The 18596-nt window shown below is 64.9% G+C and carries 19 protein-coding genes; 12 read left to right on the forward strand and 7 right to left on the reverse strand.

The genetic code is table 11. The features are described from left to right. The first annotated feature begins 1 nt into the window (after window position 1). The 12 genes from bcrA to ACKVEX_RS00995 all read left to right on the forward strand — a co-directional run bounded on the left by bcrA (window position 2) and on the right by ACKVEX_RS00995 (window position 12411). Window positions 2-1321 carry a benzoyl-CoA reductase subunit A gene (bcrA, locus tag ACKVEX_RS00940; RefSeq protein ID WP_473213798.1) on the forward strand — a complete coding sequence of 440 codons (1320 nt, stop codon included), beginning with the start codon at window positions 2-4 and terminating at the stop codon, window positions 1319-1321. A 1-nt stretch (window position 1322) separates the two neighbouring features. Next, window positions 1323-2162 (forward strand): benzoyl-CoA reductase subunit D, encoded by an 840-nt coding sequence (bcrD, locus tag ACKVEX_RS00945; RefSeq protein WP_473213799.1) that lies wholly within the window; start codon window positions 1323-1325, stop codon window positions 2160-2162. 25 nt (window positions 2163-2187) lie between these two features. Beyond that, window positions 2188-2433: a YfhL family 4Fe-4S dicluster ferredoxin gene (locus tag ACKVEX_RS00950; RefSeq protein WP_473213800.1), complete on the forward strand. Its 246-nt coding sequence runs from the start codon at window positions 2188-2190 to the stop codon at window positions 2431-2433. Between the two features lie 56 nt (window positions 2434-2489). Then, window positions 2490-2954 carry a GNAT family N-acetyltransferase gene (locus tag ACKVEX_RS00955; protein WP_473213801.1) on the forward strand — a complete coding sequence of 155 codons (465 nt, stop codon included), beginning with the start codon at window positions 2490-2492 and terminating at the stop codon, window positions 2952-2954. 36 nt (window positions 2955-2990) lie between these two features. Then, window positions 2991-3536 (forward strand): GNAT family N-acetyltransferase, encoded by a 546-nt coding sequence (locus tag ACKVEX_RS00960; RefSeq protein WP_473213802.1) that lies wholly within the window; start codon window positions 2991-2993, stop codon window positions 3534-3536. A 103-nt stretch (window positions 3537-3639) separates the two neighbouring features. Further along, complete coding sequence (gene fabG / locus ACKVEX_RS00965) at window positions 3640-4350, forward strand: 3-oxoacyl-ACP reductase FabG (RefSeq protein ID WP_473213803.1); 711 nt, start codon at window positions 3640-3642, stop codon at window positions 4348-4350. Window positions 4351-4734: 384 nt separating this feature from the next. Further along, window positions 4735-5883 (forward strand): ABC transporter substrate-binding protein, encoded by a 1149-nt coding sequence (locus tag ACKVEX_RS00970; protein WP_473213804.1) that lies wholly within the window; start codon window positions 4735-4737, stop codon window positions 5881-5883. A gap of 275 nt (window positions 5884-6158) precedes the next feature. Continuing rightward, window positions 6159-7196, forward strand: a complete 1038-nt coding sequence (locus ACKVEX_RS00975) for a branched-chain amino acid ABC transporter permease (RefSeq protein WP_473213805.1) — start codon at window positions 6159-6161, stop codon at window positions 7194-7196. After that, window positions 7193-9007, forward strand: coding sequence for a branched-chain amino acid ABC transporter ATP-binding protein/permease (locus ACKVEX_RS00980; RefSeq protein WP_473213806.1), 1815 nt, complete (start codon window positions 7193-7195; stop codon window positions 9005-9007). Before ACKVEX_RS00975 ends, ACKVEX_RS00980 begins: the two co-directional genes overlap by 4 nt. Continuing rightward, window positions 9004-9768 (forward strand): ABC transporter ATP-binding protein, encoded by a 765-nt coding sequence (locus tag ACKVEX_RS00985; protein WP_473213807.1) that lies wholly within the window; start codon window positions 9004-9006, stop codon window positions 9766-9768. Before ACKVEX_RS00980 ends, ACKVEX_RS00985 begins: the two co-directional genes overlap by 4 nt. A 308-nt stretch (window positions 9769-10076) precedes the next feature. Then, on the forward strand, window positions 10077-10355 hold the full coding sequence (locus ACKVEX_RS00990; RefSeq protein WP_473213808.1) for an HU family DNA-binding protein: 279 nt from the start codon (window positions 10077-10079) through the stop codon (window positions 10353-10355). Between the two features lie 718 nt (window positions 10356-11073). Next, window positions 11074-12411 (forward strand): DEAD/DEAH box helicase, encoded by a 1338-nt coding sequence (locus ACKVEX_RS00995; protein ID WP_473213809.1) that lies wholly within the window; start codon window positions 11074-11076, stop codon window positions 12409-12411. 233 nt (window positions 12412-12644) lie between these two features. On the opposite strand, the gene nusB is transcribed toward ACKVEX_RS00995, so the two are convergent. The 7 genes from nusB to ACKVEX_RS01030 all read right to left on the reverse strand — a co-directional run bounded on the left by nusB (window position 12645) and on the right by ACKVEX_RS01030 (window position 18551). Further along, window positions 12645-13097, reverse strand: coding sequence for a transcription antitermination factor NusB (gene nusB, locus ACKVEX_RS01000; RefSeq protein WP_473213810.1), 453 nt, complete (start codon window positions 13095-13097; stop codon window positions 12645-12647). Continuing rightward, window positions 13094-13564, reverse strand: coding sequence for a 6,7-dimethyl-8-ribityllumazine synthase (gene ribH, locus ACKVEX_RS01005; RefSeq protein ID WP_473213811.1), 471 nt, complete (start codon window positions 13562-13564; stop codon window positions 13094-13096). Before ribH ends, nusB begins: the two co-directional genes overlap by 4 nt. A 31-nt stretch (window positions 13565-13595) precedes the next feature. After that, window positions 13596-14684, reverse strand: coding sequence for a bifunctional 3,4-dihydroxy-2-butanone-4-phosphate synthase/GTP cyclohydrolase II (gene ribBA / locus ACKVEX_RS01010; RefSeq protein ID WP_473213812.1), 1089 nt, complete (start codon window positions 14682-14684; stop codon window positions 13596-13598). Further along, window positions 14681-15289 carry a riboflavin synthase gene (locus tag ACKVEX_RS01015; protein WP_473213813.1) on the reverse strand — a complete coding sequence of 203 codons (609 nt, stop codon included), beginning with the start codon at window positions 15287-15289 and terminating at the stop codon, window positions 14681-14683. Before ACKVEX_RS01015 ends, ribBA begins: the two co-directional genes overlap by 4 nt. Window positions 15290-15433: 144 nt before the next feature. Next, window positions 15434-17287, reverse strand: coding sequence for a protein-disulfide reductase DsbD (gene dsbD, locus ACKVEX_RS01020; protein WP_473213814.1), 1854 nt, complete (start codon window positions 17285-17287; stop codon window positions 15434-15436). Window positions 17288-17334: 47 nt separating this feature from the next. Continuing rightward, complete coding sequence (cutA, locus tag ACKVEX_RS01025) at window positions 17335-17685, reverse strand: divalent-cation tolerance protein CutA (protein ID WP_473213815.1); 351 nt, start codon at window positions 17683-17685, stop codon at window positions 17335-17337. Window positions 17686-17765: 80 nt separating this feature from the next. Beyond that, window positions 17766-18551, reverse strand: a complete 786-nt coding sequence (locus ACKVEX_RS01030; protein WP_473214271.1) for a YdcF family protein — start codon at window positions 18549-18551, stop codon at window positions 17766-17768. Window positions 18552-18596 lie beyond the last annotated feature (45 nt).

Genomic DNA, 18596 nt, shown 5'->3' on the forward strand with positions numbered 1-18596 from the left:
CATGGAATGTTTCGTCGGAATCGACCTGGGTTCGACCACGACCAAGGCGGTCGTCATGGACACGAACGGCCAGGTGCTCGGCCGTGGGATCACCAACTCGCGGTCCAACTACGACACTGCCGCGCGCGTGTCGAAACTCGAAGCCTTCATCGACGCGCGGCTGTGCCTGATCCGGCGCGAACTGGACAAGGAGGAAGGGGTACGGGGCCGGGTGGAGGACATCCTCGCCGGACTCACGCGCAACTTCCGGCGTGAGCAGTTCATCGAACAGCTCGCCGATCTAGAGCAGACCTGCGTCGCGAACGTCGAGGGACCGCGCTTCGCCGGCATGAAAAAGCGTATCGTCGCGGCGCTGACCGAGCTGTTCCGTCGCCTGCGAGAGGAAGAGGCCGATGCGCTGTTCGCGCCGGACGCGCAGCGCAAGTCGGACTTCTTTCGCGATCTGGCCGGCTCGCGCTTCATGCAGTGCGGCGAGGAGGTCGCCCGCGATACCGACGTCGAGTTCGATCATCTGCTGCACATGTACGATAAGTCCATCATCGAGGTGGAGAACCGCCCGCCCTCGGCCGACATGAACCGCAAGTTCCGCAGCGCGATGGAACGGGTGCGTGCCGAGATCGCGGGTGAGCTGCTGGACACCGCGGCACTGGAGGCCCCGATCGCGACGGCCCTGGACGTTGACATGCAGGAGCGATACGTGGTCGGTACTGGCTACGGTCGCGTGCGCCTGCCCTTCCCGAAGGAGCACATCCGCTCCGAGATCCTGTGCCATGGTCTGGGCGCGCACCTGATGTACCCCGCCACGCGCACCGTGCTCGACATCGGCGGTCAGGACACCAAAGGCATACAGATCGACGACAAGGGCATCGTCATGAACTTCCAGATGAACGACCGCTGTGCCGCCGGCACCGGTCGCTACCTGGGATATGTCGCCGACGAGATGAACATGGGTCTGCACGAGCTGGGGCCGCTGGCGATGAAGGCGACCAAGACGATACGCATCAACTCGACCTGCACCGTGTTCGCCGGCGCCGAACTGCGCGACCGTCTGGCCCTGGGCGACAAGCGCGAGGACATCCTGGCCGGTCTGCACCGCGCGATCATGCTGCGCGCGATGTCCATCATCTCGCGCTCGGGCGGCATCACCGACCAGTTTACCTTCACCGGCGGGGTCGCCAAGAACGAGGCCGCGGTGAAGGAGCTGCGTCAGCTGGTCAAGGAGAACTACGGCGACGTGAAGATCAACATCGATCCCGATTCAATCTATACCGGGGCTCTGGGCGCGTCCGAATTCGCCCGGCGCGCGGTCGTGGAGGCATGACATGACTATCACCGCAGGCATCGACATCGGCACCGGCGCGGTCAAGACGGTGCTGTTCCGCAGCGAAGGCGACACGCACGAATGGCTCGCGAAGCGCAACGACCGGATCCGTCAGCGCGATCCGTTCAAGCTCGCCGAGCAGACCTACAACGAACTGCTCGAGGAAGCGGGCATCCGGCCCGACGAGGTCGCGTACGTGGCGACCACCGGGGAGGGCGAGAGCCTGCACTTCCACACCGGGCATTTCTACTCGATGACGACCCATGCGCGCGGCGCGGTGTATCTGAACCCGGACGCGCGGGCGGTGCTGGACATCGGCGCGCTGCACGGTCGCGCGATTCGCTGCGACGCGCGCGGCAAGGTCGAGCAGTACAAGATGACCAGCCAGTGTGCGTCCGGATCGGGCCAGTTTCTCGAGAACATCGCGCGCTACCTCGGCATCGCGCAGGACGAGATCGGCGGGCTGTCGAGCCAGGCCGACAATCCCGAGGTCGTGTCCAGCATCTGTGCGGTGCTGGCCGAGACCGACGTGATCAACATGGTGTCGCGCGGGATCACCGCGCCCAACATTCTGAAGGGCATCCACATCTCGATGGCCGGGCGGCTCGCGAAGCTGCTCAAGTCGATCGGTGCGCGCGAGGGCGTCGTGCTCGCGACCGGCGGTCTTGCGCTCGACGAGGGGCTGATGAAGACCCTCAACGAGTCGACCAGGGAACAGAAGATGGCGGTGGTCTGCCACAACCATCCCGATTCGCCGTTCGCCGGCGCGATCGGTGCCGCCCTTTGGGGTGCGTTCCGGCACGAAAAACTCGCCCGCCTGGGCGAACAGGTAGCAGCTTGACCCAATCGATCTGGAGGACTCAATCATGGCCTTGCTAATCAATGACGACTGCACGGCATGCGATGCATGCGTCGAGGAATGCCCGAACGAGGCGATCACCGCGGGCGACCCGATCTACGTGATCGATCCGATGAAATGCACCGAATGTGTCGGTGCGTTCGATGAGCCCCAGTGCAGGCTCGTGTGTCCTGCCGACTGCATCCCCGAGAATCCGGATTTTCGCGAATCGCGGGATGAACTGACCGCCAAATACCACAGCCTGCACGGCTGAAACCATGCCGGGCGCCCTGCCGCGCCCTGATTCTTCGGTCATTTCTGGGGGATATGATGACTTCAAGCAACGATCTGCGCCTGCGTCGGCTGGAACAGCGCGACATCGAACAGCTTGTCCGGTTGGACCGCGCCAGCAGCGGCGAGGCACGCAACGGCTTCTTCGAGCGCCGGCTCAGGGCCGAGACGACCTGGCCGGACGGTTTTTTTTCGTGTGTCGCGGAGCAGGGCGATGCCGTGGTGGGGTTCATCCTCGGACATCTGCTCGACGGCGAATTCGGCGTCAGGAGTCGCGTCGCGGTGCTCGATGCGATCTCGGTGGATCCGGCGCATCAGCGGCACGGGCTCGCGCGTACATTGATGAGCGAATTCGATCGCAGCGCGGTCGAGCGGGGCGCGAAGGAGATGCGCACCCAGGCCCAGTGGGATCAGCCGGGTCTGGTGGAGTTCTTCTCGGCCGCCGGCTTCAGACTCGCCCCGCGGGTCGTGCTCGAGCGTCCCACCGAGTTCGTGAATTTCTGAACTTGCCCGGAACAGGACCCCAGACGGAGATAGACGATGTCCAGCCGCCTTCACCCCACCACCAAGCAGTTGCTCGACCAGTTCTCGCAGGAGCCGGATTACAGCGACCCGAGCCAGGATCAGTTCGAGGCGCTGTCGCGCGACCGCATCCCGGTGCGCTCTCTCGGCGCGTCCGATCTCGATGCGGTCGTGCGCATCGACCGCCATGCCGCCGGTCTGGATCGGCGCCCCTACTATCAGCGCAAGTTCGACGAGGCCCTTGGCGACGCGGGCGTGCGGGTGTCGCTGGTCGCCGAACAGGACGACATGGTCGTGGGTTTCGTCATGGCGCGCGTCGATTACGGCGAGTTCGGCCGGGCTGCGACCACCGCGGTGATCGACACGATCGGCGTCGATCCGGCCATGATCGGTCGCGAGATCGGCCGTGCGCTGATCTCGCAGCTGCTCGCGAACCTCGCGTCGCTGCGGGTCGAGTCGGTGCGCACCGAGATCGAGTGGAATCGCTTCGGTCTGGCGCGCTTCCTCGAGCGTTGCGGCTTCCAGCCCGGCCAGCAGCTCGCGTTGTCGCGCGCGCTGGGATGACGGCCATGGTGGATCGTCCGGCCGCGCGACCGTCGATCGGGACCTGCGGCCGCTTGCATCCGGGCGTCGACAATGTCGATGTCCGCCAAGGGAGAGACGCGACATGAGTCCCACGGGGGAGCTTTGCGGGCGGGTTGCGATCGTGACCGGGGGCGCGCGCGGCATCGGACGTTCGATCGTCGATGCGCTGTCCGCCCGGGGCGTCCGGGTACACGTATTCGATCAGGCCGACGTCAACGAATCCAGCGGGCAACTGCACCGGGTGGATATCGCCCGGCCCGCGAGCATCGCCGAAGCGCTGGACGGACTCCCGGAGCCGGCGACGCTGCTGGTCAACAACGCCGGTATCACGCGCGACCGCAGTCTGCTCAAGATGAGCGACGAGGAATGGCGTACGGTCCTCGACGTCAATCTCGGGGGGGCCTTCAACCTGATCCGGGCATGCGCGCCGGCGATGGTCGCGGCCGGATGCGGCAGCATCGTGAACATCACATCGATCAACGGCATGCGTGGCAAGTTCGGCCAGGCGAACTACAGCGCGGCCAAGGCAGGGCTGATCGGCCTGACCAAGACCGCCGCGCGTGAGCTCGGTCCCAAGGGTGTGACGGTGAATGCGGTGGCACCCGGCATGGTGATGACCGACATGGCCCGGACGCTGCCGGCGGAGGTGCTCGAACGTGCGCGGGACGAGAGTGTCCTGAACCGTCTGGCAACGCCGGAAGACGTTGCGGCGGCAGTGGTCTTTCTGCTGTCCGACATGGCGCGAATGATCACCGGCGAAGTCATTCGGGTCGATGGCGGTCAGTACATCTAGCCGAGGTAAGAGGCGGAACCAGCCCACTGCGTCGGGTCCGGTCCGGTGCAGTCCAGCGTCACTCCATTCGCATGGCATCAAGCGGAGCGAAGCGCTGCGTGACGAAGATGGGAGACCGGTCGGCGATACCGGCGCTGCGGCCGCGCGGAGCAGATTACCCGCATTGGGAAGGCTTGAAACGGCGCGGAAAGTCCCGCGCGCCGGCATTGCGCCGGCATGACGAGGCGTGCCAAAAATGAAGGAATCGTTTAACATGCGTTTGACGTTTACGTACAGTTTTGGAAAAAAGTCGACGTTTACGAAACGAGAGTTGTAGAGGGGTTGTGAACAGTGCCGGCGCGATGCCGCGCACTTGTCTAAATACAATAGTCAGGAGGAGACACCATGAAACTCAAGAAGTCCTTGCTCGTTGCGATCACTCTGGCCTTTGCGGTCGGTGCCGCGGAGGCCCAGATCAAGGTCGGGGTGACGGTTTCGGCGACCGGACCGGCCGCATCGCTGGGTATTCCGGAACGCAACACGGTCGAGCTGATGCCCAAGGAGATCGGCGGTCAGACGATCCAGTACATCGTGCTCGACGACGCGTCCGACACCACGTCGGCGGTCAAGAACATCCGCAAGTTCGTCGATGAGGATCGCGTCGATGTGGTGCTTGGTTCGACCACGTCGCCAAACTCGCTCGCGATGATCGAGGTCGCGGCCGAGGCGGGCACGCCCATGATCGCCTGGGCGGCGTCCAGCCGCATCGTCGAGCCGGTCGAAGGTCCCCGCCGCTGGGTGTACAAGACCCCGCAGAACGATCAGCACATGGCCACCGCGATCATCGAGCACATGATCAACCAGGGGGTCAAGGCGGTCGGCTTCATCGGTTTCGCCGATGCCTACGGCGAAGGCTGGCTGCAGCATTTCCGCACCCTAGCCGAGCTTCGCGGCCTTACGATGACCAGCGTGCAGCAATACAACCGCACCGACACGTCGGTCACCGGTCAGGTGTTGCAGCTGATATCCTCGCGTCCGGATGCAATTCTGATCGCGGGGTCCGGTACGCCGGCCGCGCTGCCGCAGAAGACACTGGTCGAGCGCGGCTACAACGGCAAGATCTACCAGACCCACGGCGTCGCGAACAACGACTTCCTGCGTGTGTGCGGACGCGACTGCGAGGGTACCTTGCTGCCTGCGGGTCCGGTTCTGGTCGCCGCTCAACTGCCGGATTCGAATCTGGTCAAGGCGAGCGCGATGGCGTACATCACCGCCTATGAGGCTGTACACGGTCCGGGGAGTGTGTCCACCTTCGGCGCGCACGCCTGGGATTCCGGCGTGCTGCTGCAGGCGGCGATTCCGGAGGCCCTCAAGCATGCCCAGCCCGGCACCGCCGAGTTCAGGGCCGCGCTGCGCGACGCGCTTGAGAATGTGCGCGAAGTCGCCGGTGCGCACGGCATCTTCAACATGAGCCCGACCGACCATCTTGGCCTGGATCAACGCGCACGTGTGATGGTCCAGATCCAGGATGGGGCCTGGAAACTCGCCAACTGACAATCGAAGCCGGTGTCGGCGCGGCCACGGATCTCTGATCCGTGGCCGCGCGCGCGGATTGCGTCTGGATGCGCCGATTGGCCGTGCATGTCGTTGCATCCAGTTGCACGACCGACGCGGCCGGTACGCTTAATCATCGAGTTGAACCTGAAAGTCCCGCGCCCATAGTCCGTCGATGGCGCGGCCTCGAAGGGTTTGGCGCCGTGACGGTCGGTTGCGGGCATGCGGAGCGGGCGCTCTAGGCGTCCCGGCCGGTTGGCAGGTAGGGGTAAAGCATGGATTTTCAGATAGCGCTGATCCTGGGTCAGGACGGCATCACGAACGGCGCGATCTATGCGCTGCTCGCGCTCGCCCTGGTGCTGGTCTTCGCGGTGACCCGGGTGATCTTCATTCCGCAGGGGGAGTTCGTCGCGTACGGCGCCTTGACCCTGGCGATGATAGAGAACGGCGTCTTTCCTGCGACGATGTGGTTGCTGATCGGCGCCGGCGTCGTCGTCACCGTGGTTGACGGTCTGGGCGCCCTCAGAAACGGTCAGGGACGCAAGCTCGTCGGCCTCGCCGCGGTCAATCTGGCCTACCCGTTGCTGCTGCTCGGGCTGATGTGGTCGCTGCCGCTGCGGGATCTTCCGCTGGCGCTGCAGGTGCTGGCGACACTGCTGATCGTCGTGCCGATGGGGCCGATGATGTATCGCCTCGTCTACCAACCGATCGCCGAAGCGCCGGTGCTGGTATTGCTGATCATCTCGGTCGCCGCGCACGTCGCGATGGTCGGCCTCGGTCTGGTGTTCTTCGGTCCCGAGGGCTACCGGACGTCGCCGTTCTCGCTGGCGCGTTTCGAAGTCGGTCCCATATTCATCACCGGCCAGACGATCTGGGTCGTTCTGTCGTCGCTGTTGCTGATCGTCGCGCTGGCGTTGTTCTTCGGCCGCACGATCTACGGCAAGGCGCTGCGCGCGACCGCGATCAACCGAAACGGCGCTCGCTTGATGGGCATCTCCCCGATGCTGGCGGGCAAGCTGACCTTCTTTCTGGCCGCCTTGATCGGCGTGCTGTCGGGCGTGCTGATAAGCCCGATCACGACGATCTACTACGACACCGGATTCCTGATCGGTCTGAAGGGTTTCGTCGCGGCGATCATCGGCGGCCTGGCCAGCTATCCGATCGCCGCGTTCGGCGCCTTGCTGGTCGGTCTGCTCGAGTCATTCAGTTCGTTCTGGGCCAGCGCCTATAAGGAGGTCATCGTCTTCACGCTCGTCATTCCGGTGCTCGTCTGGCGATCGCTGACCACGCACCACATGGAGGAAGAGGAATGAAGTTCGAGCTTTCTCCGCGTGTGCTGACCATCGCACTGGTACTGCTGCTCGCATTCGCGCCGCTGCTTGTAAACCCGTATTACATCACGGTGCTGAACTATATCGGCCTGTACTCGATGGTGGCGATCGGGTTGGTTCTGCTGACCGGCGTCGGCGGGCTGACCAGTTTCGGCCAGGCCGCCTTCGTCGGGGTCGGCGCCTATGCGACCGCGGTACTCACCACAGCGACGGACCTGCCAGGGTGGCTTGCCTGGCTGGGTTGGTCGCCGTGGCTGTCTCTGCTCGCTGGCCTGTTTGTGACCGGTGCGCTGGCCTTCGTGATCGGTTCGTTTACGCTGAAACTGTCCGGTCACTACCTGCCGCTGGGTACGATCGCGTGGGGCATCAGCCTGTATTTCCTGTTCGGCACGATGGCCATCCTGGGCGGACACACCGGTTTTGGCGGCATTCCACCGATCGCGATCCTGGGCTACGAGTTGCGTCAGGGGCACGAGATCTTCTATCTGATCTGGGCGTTCGTACTGCTGGCGGTGTTCACGTCGCTGAATCTGCTGGATTCGCGTGAGGGGCGGGCCATCCGTGCGCTCAAGGGTGGCATGGTGATGGCAGAGGCGATGGGGGTCCACACCGCACGCTCGCGCATGATCATCTTCGTCATCGCGTCGCTGCTCGCGTGCACGTCGGGCTGGCTCTACGTCCATATGCAGCGCTTCGTCAACCCGACCCCGTTCGGGATTAACATGGGCATCGAATACCTGTTCATGGCGGTTCTGGGCGGGGCGGCTCACGTCTGGGGTGCGATCGTCGGCGCCGGTGTGATCACCGTGCTGAAGCAATGGCTGCAGGACATCTTGCCGAAGGTGTTCGGCCAGTCGGGCAACTTCGAGGTGATCTTCTTCGGCGCCCTGCTGGTGCTGATTCTGCATCGTGCGCGCGGCGGCTTGTGGCCGATCATGGTGTCGCTGGCCAATCGGATCGTACCGATCCGGTCGGCGCAGCGTACGATCGACCGCAACGCCGAGCCGCTGCCTGCTCGACGGCAGCCGGAACGCGGCGCGGTGCTGCTCGACGCGAACCAGGTCACGCGGCGCTTCGGGGGCCTGATCGCCGTGAACGGGCTCAGCCTCGACGTTCGTGCGGGCGAGATCCTCGCGCTGATCGGGCCGAACGGCGCCGGCAAGAGCACGATGTTCAATCAGGTTTCGGGGGTGGACGTACCCACCTCGGGCAAGGTGACCTTCCTCGGTCAGGACGTGACCGGCAAGACCTCGCGCGAGATCGCACGCATGGGCATGAGCCGCACCTTTCAGCACGTGCGTCTGCTGCCGACGATGAGTGTGATCGAGAACGTCGCCATCGGTGCCCATCTGCGCGGGACCAAGGGCGTACTGTCGGCCGCGTGGCGCATCGATCGCGCCGAGGAACGCCGCTTGCTCGCGGAGGCGGCCCGCCAGATCGAACGCGTGGGGCTGAGCGATTTCATGTTCGCCGAAGCGGGCAGTCTCGCGCTCGGTCAGCAGCGCATCGTCGAGATCGCGCGTGCGCTGACATCCGACCCCTGCCTGCTGTTGCTCGACGAACCGGCCGCCGGCCTGCGCTACAAGGAGAAGCAGGCGCTCGGCGATCTGTTGCGCAAGCTCCGGGCCGAGGGCATGGGCATTCTGCTGGTCGAACACGACATGGATTTCGTGATGGGACTGGTCGATCGCGTCGTCGTGATGGAGTTCGGCGAGAAGATCGCCGAAGGCCTGCCAGAGGACGTGCAAAAGGATCCGGCCGTGCTGGAAGCGTATCTGGGAGGGATCGAATGACAGAAGCCGCAACGCCGCAGACGATTCTGGAGGTTCGCGACCTCAGCGTGTCCTATGGCAAGGTCGAAGCCCTGCACCGGGCCAGTATTCGCGTCGACGAGGGCCGTATCGTCACCGTCATCGGCCCCAACGGTGCTGGCAAGACGACGATGCTGTCGGCGATCATGGGCGTGCTGCCGTCGGTCGGAGAGATACACTTCCGCGGTGAGGTCGAGCATTCTCCGGAGGTGGAGAAGATGGTCGCCCGCGGCATGAATCTGGTGCCCGAGAAGCGGGATCTGTTCGGCGAGATGAGCGTCGAGGACAATCTGGTGCTCGGCGCCTTCCAGCGCTATCGGGAAGGCAAGCGCGACCATGGCGAAACCATGGAGGAAGTCTTCGCGCTGTTTCCGCGTCTGAAGGAGCGTCGCACCCAGCTCGCTGGTACGCTGTCGGGCGGCGAGCGGCAGATGCTCGCGGTCGGTCGGGCGCTGATGGCCAAGCCCAAGTTGCTGATGCTGGATGAACCCAGCCTGGGGCTGGCCCCGCTGATCGTACGCGAGATCTTCCGCATCATCGCGCAGCTGCGCAGTCGCGGCGTATCGATTCTGCTGGTCGAACAGAACGCGCGTGCCGCGCTGCAGGTGGCAGACTACGCATACGTGCTCGAGACCGGAGAAATCTCGCTGGAAGGTCCGGCCGCCGAGCTTGCCGACGATCCACGCGTGATCGAATCCTATCTCGGTCTCGGCAGCAAGCATCAGGAGATGATTGCACATTGAATGCGCCGAGGGCCTACGTCAGGCGTGGCTGTCGTCGCCGAATTTAGTACAGCGGCCCGGTATTTCAGGATTCTGCGGCCAGCGTCCGATCATGCCGGCTGGGCCGATCGGACTTTCTTGGATAATTGTGACAGCCTATGCGTCGCAGGGGGGGGAATGACGGTTGATCCCGCGTCTGTCGTGGCATAACATGCCAGCTGTTTTAAGTATTCCTGCTCCGGGGCGCAGCCACGTTGAGGGTTTGACGACGGCGCTAGAATTCCGTAGTCCCATTCGTAATTCGTTACCCACACCAATCGAGGAAAAGCATGAACAAAGGTGAATTTGTCGAAGCCTTGGCTGATCGTCTGGACGTTTCCCGCGCTCAAGCCGATCGTTCCCTGTCCGCAGTGCTGGACATCATCGCCGAGCGTATGGCTGCGGGAGAAAAAGTCTCGTTTACCGGCTTCGGTTCGTTCGAGGTGTCCGAGCGTGCAGCGCGTACCGGTCGCAATCCGCAGACCGGCGCTACTATCGATATCGCCGCCGCGCGCGTCCCGAAGTTCTCTGCCGGCGCGTCGCTGAAGAGCGCCGTCAACGGCAAGTGATCCCGTCGCCCTGAACGGGCGACCGTCGGACTCGGGGCCCGGCGCTGCGATGCGCTGGGCCCCGTCGTTTCGGCGCCATCCAACGAAGGACCGGAGCGAGCCGGAGCGGGTGATCGTCGCCACGGCGACTCGACCCGAGCGCATGCCGCTGTTGGCGAGCGTAGCGCCCGCGATCCCTGCTGTCTGAGCGCGAAGCGCGAGTTCAGGGATCGCAGCGAAGCGAGCCTTACAGCGGCAGCGCGAGTGGCCGTCGGAGCCGTGGCGACGATCACCCGCTCCGGCTGGCCGCGCTCCACGGGTTTCATGCAACGGCTTCTCTTATTGCTTGGTGAAACGCGGTGCTTCGGTTATAATGCCGGACGTTGTGCAATGCAGCATCGGTTTTACTGCGTTTTACCATGTGCGGCACGTTAGCAGTTTTCGACGCCGCCATATCACCCTGCCGAGGGACTGTATCCACAGCCCCATCGCCCCCGACCTGCCTCCGAACTCCATTCGCTCCTAAGACCGTCTGGCATCGCGAAAACCGGTTGGTGCCGATGAGCGGAATGTCATCGTGCGTGATCCTGTGATCCGCGCGCGTCGATGCCCGCCACACGCCCATCGAAGCGCCTCGAACGCGAACTGCGTCGAGTACTGCCGCGATGTTTTCTGCCCGTTTTGTGCGGGCGTGCGCCGCTGCGCCAGAACGGATTTGCAGCGGTGTGATGGAGCACATATGAACTTCAATGAACTCGGCCTCGACGAGGCTTTGCTGTCGGCAATCGAATCGTCCGGCTACCCCAATCCCACACCGGTCCAGATCGGTGCCATTCCTGCCGCGATCGGTGGGGCAGATCTCCTGGTCTCGTCGCATACGGGCAGCGGCAAGACCGCCGCGTTCGCGCTGCCGTGCCTGAATCGCCTGCTGGGCAGCAAGCCTGCACCCGGCAGCGGTCCGCGCATGCTGGTTCTGACCCCGACCCGAGAACTCGCTCAACAGGTCGAAAAGGCGATCAAGACCTATGGGCGCAAGCTGCGCTGGCTGAACACCGCGTGTCTGGTCGGCGGCGAGCCCATCTTCGCGCAGACCAAGCAACTCTCACGCATGGTCGACATCGTCGTGGCGACCCCCGGCCGGCTGATCGACCATCTCAACCGCCGCAAGCTCAAACTGTCGGACGTCCAGATGCTGGTGCTGGACGAGGCGGACCGCATGCTCGACATGGGTTTCGCCGAGGATATCGAGACGATCGTCGCCGCGACGCCGTCGAGTCGTCAGACCTTGCTGTTTTCTGCCACGCTCGAAGGCGTCGTCGGCAAGCTTGCGCAGAATCTGACCCGCAATCCGCAGCGCATCGAGATCCTCGCGACCAAGGCGTCGTCTTCGAACATCGAGCAACGCCTGATGATGGCCGACAGTCTCGGTCACAAGAATCGTCTGCTCGAATCGCTGCTCGGCAGTGACGGCCTGCATCAGGCCGTCGTGTTCACCGCCACCAAGCGCAGCGCCGAGGAGGTTTCGCTGAGTCTGCGTGAGAAGGGTTTTTCGGCGGCCGCACTGCATGGTGACATGCATCAGACCGCGCGCAACCGCACACTCGACAAGCTGCGCCAGGGACGGATCGGCGTGCTGGTCGCGACCGATGTCGCCGCGCGCGGTATCGACGTCGCCGGGATCAGCCATGTGATCAATTTCGATCCACCCCGTGCGGCCGAGGACTATGTCCATCGTATCGGTCGAACCGGTCGTGCCGGCCGTGAAGGGATCGCGATCACGTTGTCCGGTCCGCGCGAGATGGGCATGATCCGTGCGATCGAGCGCTACACCGGCAAGTCGATCACGGTTCATGTGATCGAGGGTCTGGAGCCATCGCTGCGCCCGGTGGCCCCGCGACGTCCGTCGGCAGGCGGCAGGCCCGGTTTCGGAGCCGGCACCGGCGCGGGCCGTTCGGCCAAGCCGGCGCGCGATGCCCGACCGGGCGCGGGCAAAGGCTGGAGCAGCGACGCGACGCGCGGGCCCGATTCCGACCGGGCCAGAAGTGGACCGCGTCGCCCGCGTGCCGACTATCGCTGAATGATGCCGACTGGCATGAACCGCGTTCCGGTTCATGCCAGCCAGCAGGAAGGCCGGATCCCGCGCCCGCGCGATCCGGCCTTGTGGCGCCTACGACAGTGGTGCGCGCAAGCCCGGGTGACTCATCCACGCCGTGCCGGGCAGTGGCGCGAGCGACACACGATCGAATCAGGGTGAGTCATGCTCGCGATGACCGACCGCGTCAGTCACACTGTCGGCTGCCGGATCCAGGGTCAGGATCCGGCCTTGCGGTCCCGCATCGCGGCGACTTCGATCGCGCGCAGATGCGCAGCGAGCTTGTCCAGTACCCCATTGACGAAGCGATGACCGTCGGTGCCGCCATAGGTCTTCGCGAGTTCGATTGCCTCGTTGATGATGACGCGGTACGGCGTTTCCAGCCTGTTCTTGAGCTCATGGGTGGCCAGCAACAGGATGGCGTGTTCCACCGGCGACAGTTCCTGCGGCTCGCGATGGGTGAATGGCGCGAACTCTGCCTGCAGGGATTCGACGTTGTCCAGCGTGGCGCGGAACAGGTCGATGAAAAGTTCGCGATCTGCCTTGTCGAAGCCGGTCGCATTCTCCACGTGCGCCTCGATGACCGGTCCCGCATTGCCCGACAGCAGCCACTGGTAGACCCCCTGCAGCGCGAATTCCCGCGCACGCCGACGCGCTGCCTTGCCGCTCATTTGAGAGCCTTGAGCAGGTTGGCCATCTCGATCGCCGTCCGCGCGCAGTCCGTGCCCTTTTCGTGCATTCTGGCCAGTGCCTGGTCGTCGTCCTCGGTGGTCAGCACGCCGTTCGCGATCGGGATCCCCGTGTCCAGTCCGACCCGGTTGATGCCGCTGCCCATCTCGTTCGACACGAGTTCGAAATGATAGGTCTCGCCGCGGATGACCGCACCGAGTGCGATCAAGGCATCGAAGCGGCCGCTTCGTGCCATGGTCTGAAGAGTCAGGGAGATCTCGAGGGCGCCGGGTACGGTCGCGATCCGGATCAGGTCCGGGGCGATCTCGCGGCGCAACAGTTCGTCCACGCAGGCCGACAGCAGGCCTTCACAGACGTCCTGATTGAAGCGGCTCATCACGATGCCGATGCGCAGGCCCCGTCCGTTCAGATCGGTTTCGAATTCGGTAATGTTGTCGAAGCGTGCCATGGTGTGAATCGTGTCCTGATTGAAGGGCGAACTAGTCGTGCTCGCAGAAACCGACGATTTCGAGGCCGAAACCGGCCATGTTCGGGATCTTTTGCGGGGTGGCCATCAGCCGCATCCGGCCGACCTTGAGATCGCGCAGAATCTGTGCACCCACGCCGAACAGGCGCGGATCCCAGCGTGCCACCCGACTGCTGTTGCCCTTGAGGTTGGCGAGCAGGTCGTGGCCGCTTTGCGGACGATAGAGCAGCACGATCACGCCACGGTCGGCCGCGGCGATACGGGCCAGGGCGTCGTTGATCGGGAAGGTGTGATGGCCGCTATCCGGGTCGAGGAAGTCCACCACCGAGATCGGTTCATGCACCCGGACCAGCGTCTCGACCGCCGGATCGATGTCGCCGCGGCTCAGTGCGAAGTGCACGTCGCCGGCGGTCTTGTCCTCGAACGCGAACAGGCGGAATGGGCCGTGCGGCGTCATCACGTCCTTTTCGGTGATGCGCTCGACCAGGTGTTCGTTGGCGGCCCGGTATTCGATCAGGTCGCGGATCGCACCGATCTTCAGGCCGTGTTCCCGCGCGAACGGCACCAGGTCGGGCAGGCGCGCCATCGTGCCATCATCCTTGAGGATCTCGCAGATCACCGCGGCCGGCTCCAGCCCGCACAGCATCGCCAGATCGCAGCCGGCCTCGGTATGACCGGCACGGATCAGCACGCCGCCGCGCTGCGCCATCAACGGGAAGATATGGCCCGGCTGCACGATGTCGTCGGGCCGGGCATGGCGCGCCACCGCGGCCTGGACCGTACGCGAGCGATCCTGCGCCGAAATACCGGTGGTCACGCCCTCGGCGGCCTCGATCGACGTCGTGAAGGCGGTGCCGTGCGGAGAACGGTTGTCGCGCACCATCAGTTGCAGGCCCAGCTGGCGGCAGCGCACTTCGGTCAGGGTCAGGCAGATCAGGCCGCGACCATGCTTGGCCATGAAGTTGATCGCTTCCGGCGTGACATGTTCGGCTGCAAGGACGAGGTCGCCCTCGTTCTCGCGGTCTTCCTCGTCGACGAGCACGACCATGCGCCCGGCGCGCATGTCGTCGATGATTTCGGAGATCGGGGCCAGGGCGGTCATGGTTTTACGGACTCCTCACGCCAGGCGAGCATGCGCTCGACGTAGCGGGCGATCAGGTCGATCTCCAGATTGACCGGACTGCCCGCATGCAGGTGTTTCAGATTGGTGGCCGCCACCGTGTGCGGAATCAGATTGATCGAGAAATCGGTGTCATCGACCCGATTCACGGTCAGGCTGACGCCGTTGACCGTGATCGACCCCTTGCGTGCGATATAACCGGCCAGCGATGCGGGGGCGCGGATCACGAGTTCATGGCTTTCGCCGACCGCTTCGAACCGCAGCACCTCGCCGACGCCGTCCACATGCCCGGTCACCAGGTGGCCGCCGAGCCTGTCGGCAAGCCGCAGCGCCTTCTCGAGATTGACTTCGGCGCCGACCGCGTCGAGCCCGGCGGTGCAGTTCAGCGTCTCCCGGGACACGTCGAAGCCGACCCGCTGGCCGTCGATCTCTACTACGGTGAGACACACGCCGCTGTTGGCGATGCTGTCACCGATCACGACGTCCGACAGGTCGAGCGTCCCGGTGTCCACAGCGAGCCTGACGCCGTCCTGCGACGGTGTGATGGCGACGATTCGGCCACAGGCGGCCACGATTCCTGAAAACATGGGGGTGTTCAGTGCGAAGGGAAGGCGCAATTGTAGGCTAAAACACCGCAGGGCGAGGTATCTGGAGGGCGTGCCGCTGGGCAGGCTCATCAAGCAAGTCTGCGAGCCAGGCACGACAGCCCCCTCGGCCGCAGGCCCGGTGCATCAACGCAGCACCGCGTCGAGCAGTTCACCGAACGGGTCTGCACGCATGAAGCCGACGACCCGGATATCGGTGATCTCCTGCCCCTGCGGATCGAAGAAGATGATCCCCGGCGGTCCGAACAGGTTGAAGCGCTGCAACAAGGCCTTGTGATCTTCGTTGTTGGCGGTGACGTCGGCCTTCAGCAACAGCATTTGCGCCATGCGTTGAGCGACCTGCGGGTCGCTGAACGTAAAACGTTCCATTTCCTTGCACGACACACACCAGTCGGCGTAGAAATCCAGCATGATCGGCCGGTCGGCCACGGCCAGGCGGTTTTCGAGTTGCGCGACCGAGTCGACCCGTTCGAAGTTGGGCTGGGCGCTCTGCGTCGCTGCGCCGGCACGCAGGACCGCGAGGGGTTGCAGCGGATCGCGTGAACCGGCCAGCGTGCCGATCAGCATCGCCGCCCCGGCCAGCAGCATGATGACGCCCGCGCCCTTCCAGAAGCGCTGCCAGCCCCTGGCGTGATGCGGCAGCGGGTCGAGTGCATGCAGGAAGATACCGGAGAAGACGAGCAGGGCAGCCCACGCAAGCATCGTGACGACGGCCGGAACGACCGGCGTCAGCATCCATACCGCGACCGCGAGCAGCATCACGCCGAATGCACGCTTGACTCCTTCCATCCACGGACCGATCTTCGGCAGCATCGAGCGGGTACCGAGTCCGACGAGGATCAACGGTGCGCCCATGCCCAGCCCCATCGCGAACAGCGCGACGCCACCGAACGCGGCATCGCCGGTTTGCGCGATGTAGAGCAGGGCGCCCGCCAGCGGCGCCGCGACGCAGGGGCCGACGATCAGCGCCGACAGGACCCCCATGGCCGCGACACCTCCGAGGTGGCCTCCTTTCTGGTGGCTGGCGGTCGAGGACAGCCTGCTCTGCAGCGCGGTCGGCATCTGCAGTTCGTAGAAGCCGAACATCGACAGCGACAGCAGCACGAAGATCAGCGCGAATGCGCCGAGCACCCAGACGTTCTGGAGGGCTGCGGTCAGCATCGTGCCGGACAGGCCTGCCGCGACGCCGGCGAGTGCATAGGTCAACGCCATGCCGAGCACATAGACGAGCGACAGCACCAACGCCCGCGTGCGCGTGATGTGGTGGCCCTGGCCGACGATAATGCCGGACAGGATGGGGATCATCGGGAAGGTGCACGGGGTGAAGGCGAGCAACAGGCCAAAGCCAAAGAAGCTGACCAGAACCAGCGCCGGCGTGGCGTTGCGAAGCAGGCTGGCGACCCGGCCGCTCTCGTCTCCGGTCGCGGCGCCGGTCACGCTTTCGGTCGACGTGGCGGCGACCTGCGCACCCTGATCGTCGCCGCTGGTTGCGGGAGCGGAGGTCTGAGCCCGATCGAAGAGCCCACCAAGCAGGCTGCCGGTGGGCAGCGCGGCCAGGTCGATGCTGATGGTCCGGTCCTGCGGCGGGTAGCAGATGCCCCCATCCCAGCAGCCCTGGCTGTGCGCGGTGAGGCCGAGAACGGTCGCACCTTCGGCCGCCTGAACCGGAATAAGGATATTGACGGTGCCGCGGTGCACCTCGGTTTCGCCGAAGAACTCGTCCTTGTAGGGGATCCCGGGAGGCAGTTCGGGTTCGCCGAGCAGGATCCGTTCGTCGTCGGACACGAACCGGAACTTGTCGCCGTAGAGGTAATAGTCCTTTCGAACCTGGAAGCGCACCTCAACCGTTTCGGGGTTGAGCGCGCGCGCGGAAACCGCGAATGCGCGTTCGGGCTCGACCGGGTCGGCGACCGCCGGGAATGCCATCGCGAGCAGCAGCAGGCCTGCGATGAAGGCGAGTATCGATGACGGGAAGCGCATCGTGTCCATTCCAATGAAAAAACTTCAGGCAACCGACGCAGGCGGGATCAGTCCCGGTCCACGGCGTTCGTTGCTTCAGGCGGCGCCGTTTCGGCGGCCACCCAGTCGAGGTAGGCGGGCAATCCCGTCTCTAGGGGGACAGCGACGATCTCCGGAAGTTCGTACGGGTGTCGGGCGCGGATCGCGGCCTCGAGCGCCGCGTAGCGTGTCCGCGTGGTCTTGATCAGCAGCGGATGCTCAGCGTCGTCCTGCACTGCGCCGTTCCAGCGGTAGAAGGATCGGCACGGCGCGAGGATGTTCACGCAGGCTGCGAGTCGCAACGCGATCAGCTCGGTTGCGAGCGCGGCTGCCGACGCTTCATCCGGCATGTTGGTCAGTACGATCAGGGTATCGGTCATCGGTCGGTGAAAGTCGGGTCGGTCGACGGCGCGATTGTCCCAGTTTGACCGCGCGCCTGCCAGTCGCGCACGGGCTGCAGTCAGCGCGAGAGTCGGTAGGCGAGCCCCCCCAGCCATTCATGTGTGGCCAGCCAGCCGGCGTATGCGGCGTTGGCATTCGGGACCAGGTCGGGCCATTCGTTCGGGTCCGGCGGCCCGGACAGCCAGCCGGTCGGGGCCGGAACCACTTCGAGACCGTGCCGCTCGAACTCCGCCTGCGCACGGGGCATGTGTACCGCGTGGGTGACCAGCACAATGCGGTGCACGTTCGCGGCGTGCAGGTGCACCGCCGCAAATTCGGCGTTCTGGCGCGTGTCGCGCGAGGCGTGCTCGACCCAGCGCGGTCGTACCCGGAAGTCCCGCTCCAGCGCCGCGCGCATCAGCTCCGCTTCCGACCAGCCGTCGCGCGCGAGGCCGCCGGTGACCAGAATCGGCAGACCTGTGTCGCGGGCCAGGCGCGCGCCATAGCGCAGCCGTTCGAGCGTCAGGCGATTGACCGTCTCGCCACCCGTCTCGCTGCCGAACTCCGGTGCGTGGGTGCGCTTGCCGCCGCCCAGGATCACGATCGCGTCGGCCCGGCGCGCGTCCTGCAGCGTCAGCGGCGGGACGTCCTCGAGCCCGCGCAGCATCAGAGCGACGGTGAAGGGCGTGCTGAGTAGCAAGGCGCCCAGCAGACCACCCCATGCCAGGGTCAGACCGGTCCGCCGATGGCGCCTCAGCAGCAGCAGGCCGAGGCCGATCAGCAGCAGCGGGGCGAGCGGCGGCAAGGCCATCAGGGCAGCGAGCTTTTTCAGCCAGAACAGCAGCGGCGACGGGTCGAAGGGCATGATGCGCGGGGTGGCGAATTGTCGCGGGGTGAGTGCAGCGAGTAT

Origin of the sequence: Denitraticella aggregata, from assembly GCF_048158365.1 — a bacterium.
In the GTDB taxonomy this organism is placed as follows: domain Bacteria; phylum Pseudomonadota; class Gammaproteobacteria; order Burkholderiales; family Rhodocyclaceae; genus Azoarcus_F.

Bases quoted from the DNA above. Each gene is read 5' to 3' on its own strand.
- bcrA (WP_473213798.1), top strand. From the start codon at position 2: ATGGAATGTTTCGTCGGAATCGACCTGGGTTCGACCACGACCAAGGCG.
- bcrD (WP_473213799.1), top strand. From the start codon at position 1,323: ATGACTATCACCGCAGGCATCGACATCGGCACCGGCGCGGTCAAGACG.
- ACKVEX_RS00950 (WP_473213800.1), top strand. From the start codon at position 2,188: ATGGCCTTGCTAATCAATGACGACTGCACGGCATGCGATGCATGCGTC.
- ACKVEX_RS00955 (WP_473213801.1), top strand. From the start codon at position 2,490: ATGACTTCAAGCAACGATCTGCGCCTGCGTCGGCTGGAACAGCGCGAC.
- ACKVEX_RS00960 (WP_473213802.1), top strand. From the start codon at position 2,991: ATGTCCAGCCGCCTTCACCCCACCACCAAGCAGTTGCTCGACCAGTTC.
- fabG (WP_473213803.1), top strand. From the start codon at position 3,640: ATGAGTCCCACGGGGGAGCTTTGCGGGCGGGTTGCGATCGTGACCGGG.
- ACKVEX_RS00970 (WP_473213804.1), top strand. From the start codon at position 4,735: ATGAAACTCAAGAAGTCCTTGCTCGTTGCGATCACTCTGGCCTTTGCG.
- ACKVEX_RS00975 (WP_473213805.1), top strand. From the start codon at position 6,159: ATGGATTTTCAGATAGCGCTGATCCTGGGTCAGGACGGCATCACGAAC.
- ACKVEX_RS00980 (WP_473213806.1), top strand. From the start codon at position 7,193: ATGAAGTTCGAGCTTTCTCCGCGTGTGCTGACCATCGCACTGGTACTG.
- ACKVEX_RS00985 (WP_473213807.1), top strand. From the start codon at position 9,004: ATGACAGAAGCCGCAACGCCGCAGACGATTCTGGAGGTTCGCGACCTC.
- ACKVEX_RS00990 (WP_473213808.1), top strand. From the start codon at position 10,077: ATGAACAAAGGTGAATTTGTCGAAGCCTTGGCTGATCGTCTGGACGTT.
- ACKVEX_RS00995 (WP_473213809.1), top strand. From the start codon at position 11,074: ATGAACTTCAATGAACTCGGCCTCGACGAGGCTTTGCTGTCGGCAATC.
- nusB (WP_473213810.1), bottom strand. From the start codon at position 13,097: ATGAGCGGCAAGGCAGCGCGTCGGCGTGCGCGGGAATTCGCGCTGCAG.
- ribH (WP_473213811.1), bottom strand. From the start codon at position 13,564: ATGGCACGCTTCGACAACATTACCGAATTCGAAACCGATCTGAACGGA.
- ribBA (WP_473213812.1), bottom strand. From the start codon at position 14,684: ATGACCGCCCTGGCCCCGATCTCCGAAATCATCGACGACATGCGCGCC.
- ACKVEX_RS01015 (WP_473213813.1), bottom strand. From the start codon at position 15,289: ATGTTTTCAGGAATCGTGGCCGCCTGTGGCCGAATCGTCGCCATCACA.
- dsbD (WP_473213814.1), bottom strand. From the start codon at position 17,287: ATGCGCTTCCCGTCATCGATACTCGCCTTCATCGCAGGCCTGCTGCTG.
- cutA (WP_473213815.1), bottom strand. From the start codon at position 17,685: ATGACCGATACCCTGATCGTACTGACCAACATGCCGGATGAAGCGTCG.
- ACKVEX_RS01030 (WP_473214271.1), bottom strand. From the start codon at position 18,551: ATGCCCTTCGACCCGTCGCCGCTGCTGTTCTGGCTGAAAAAGCTCGCT.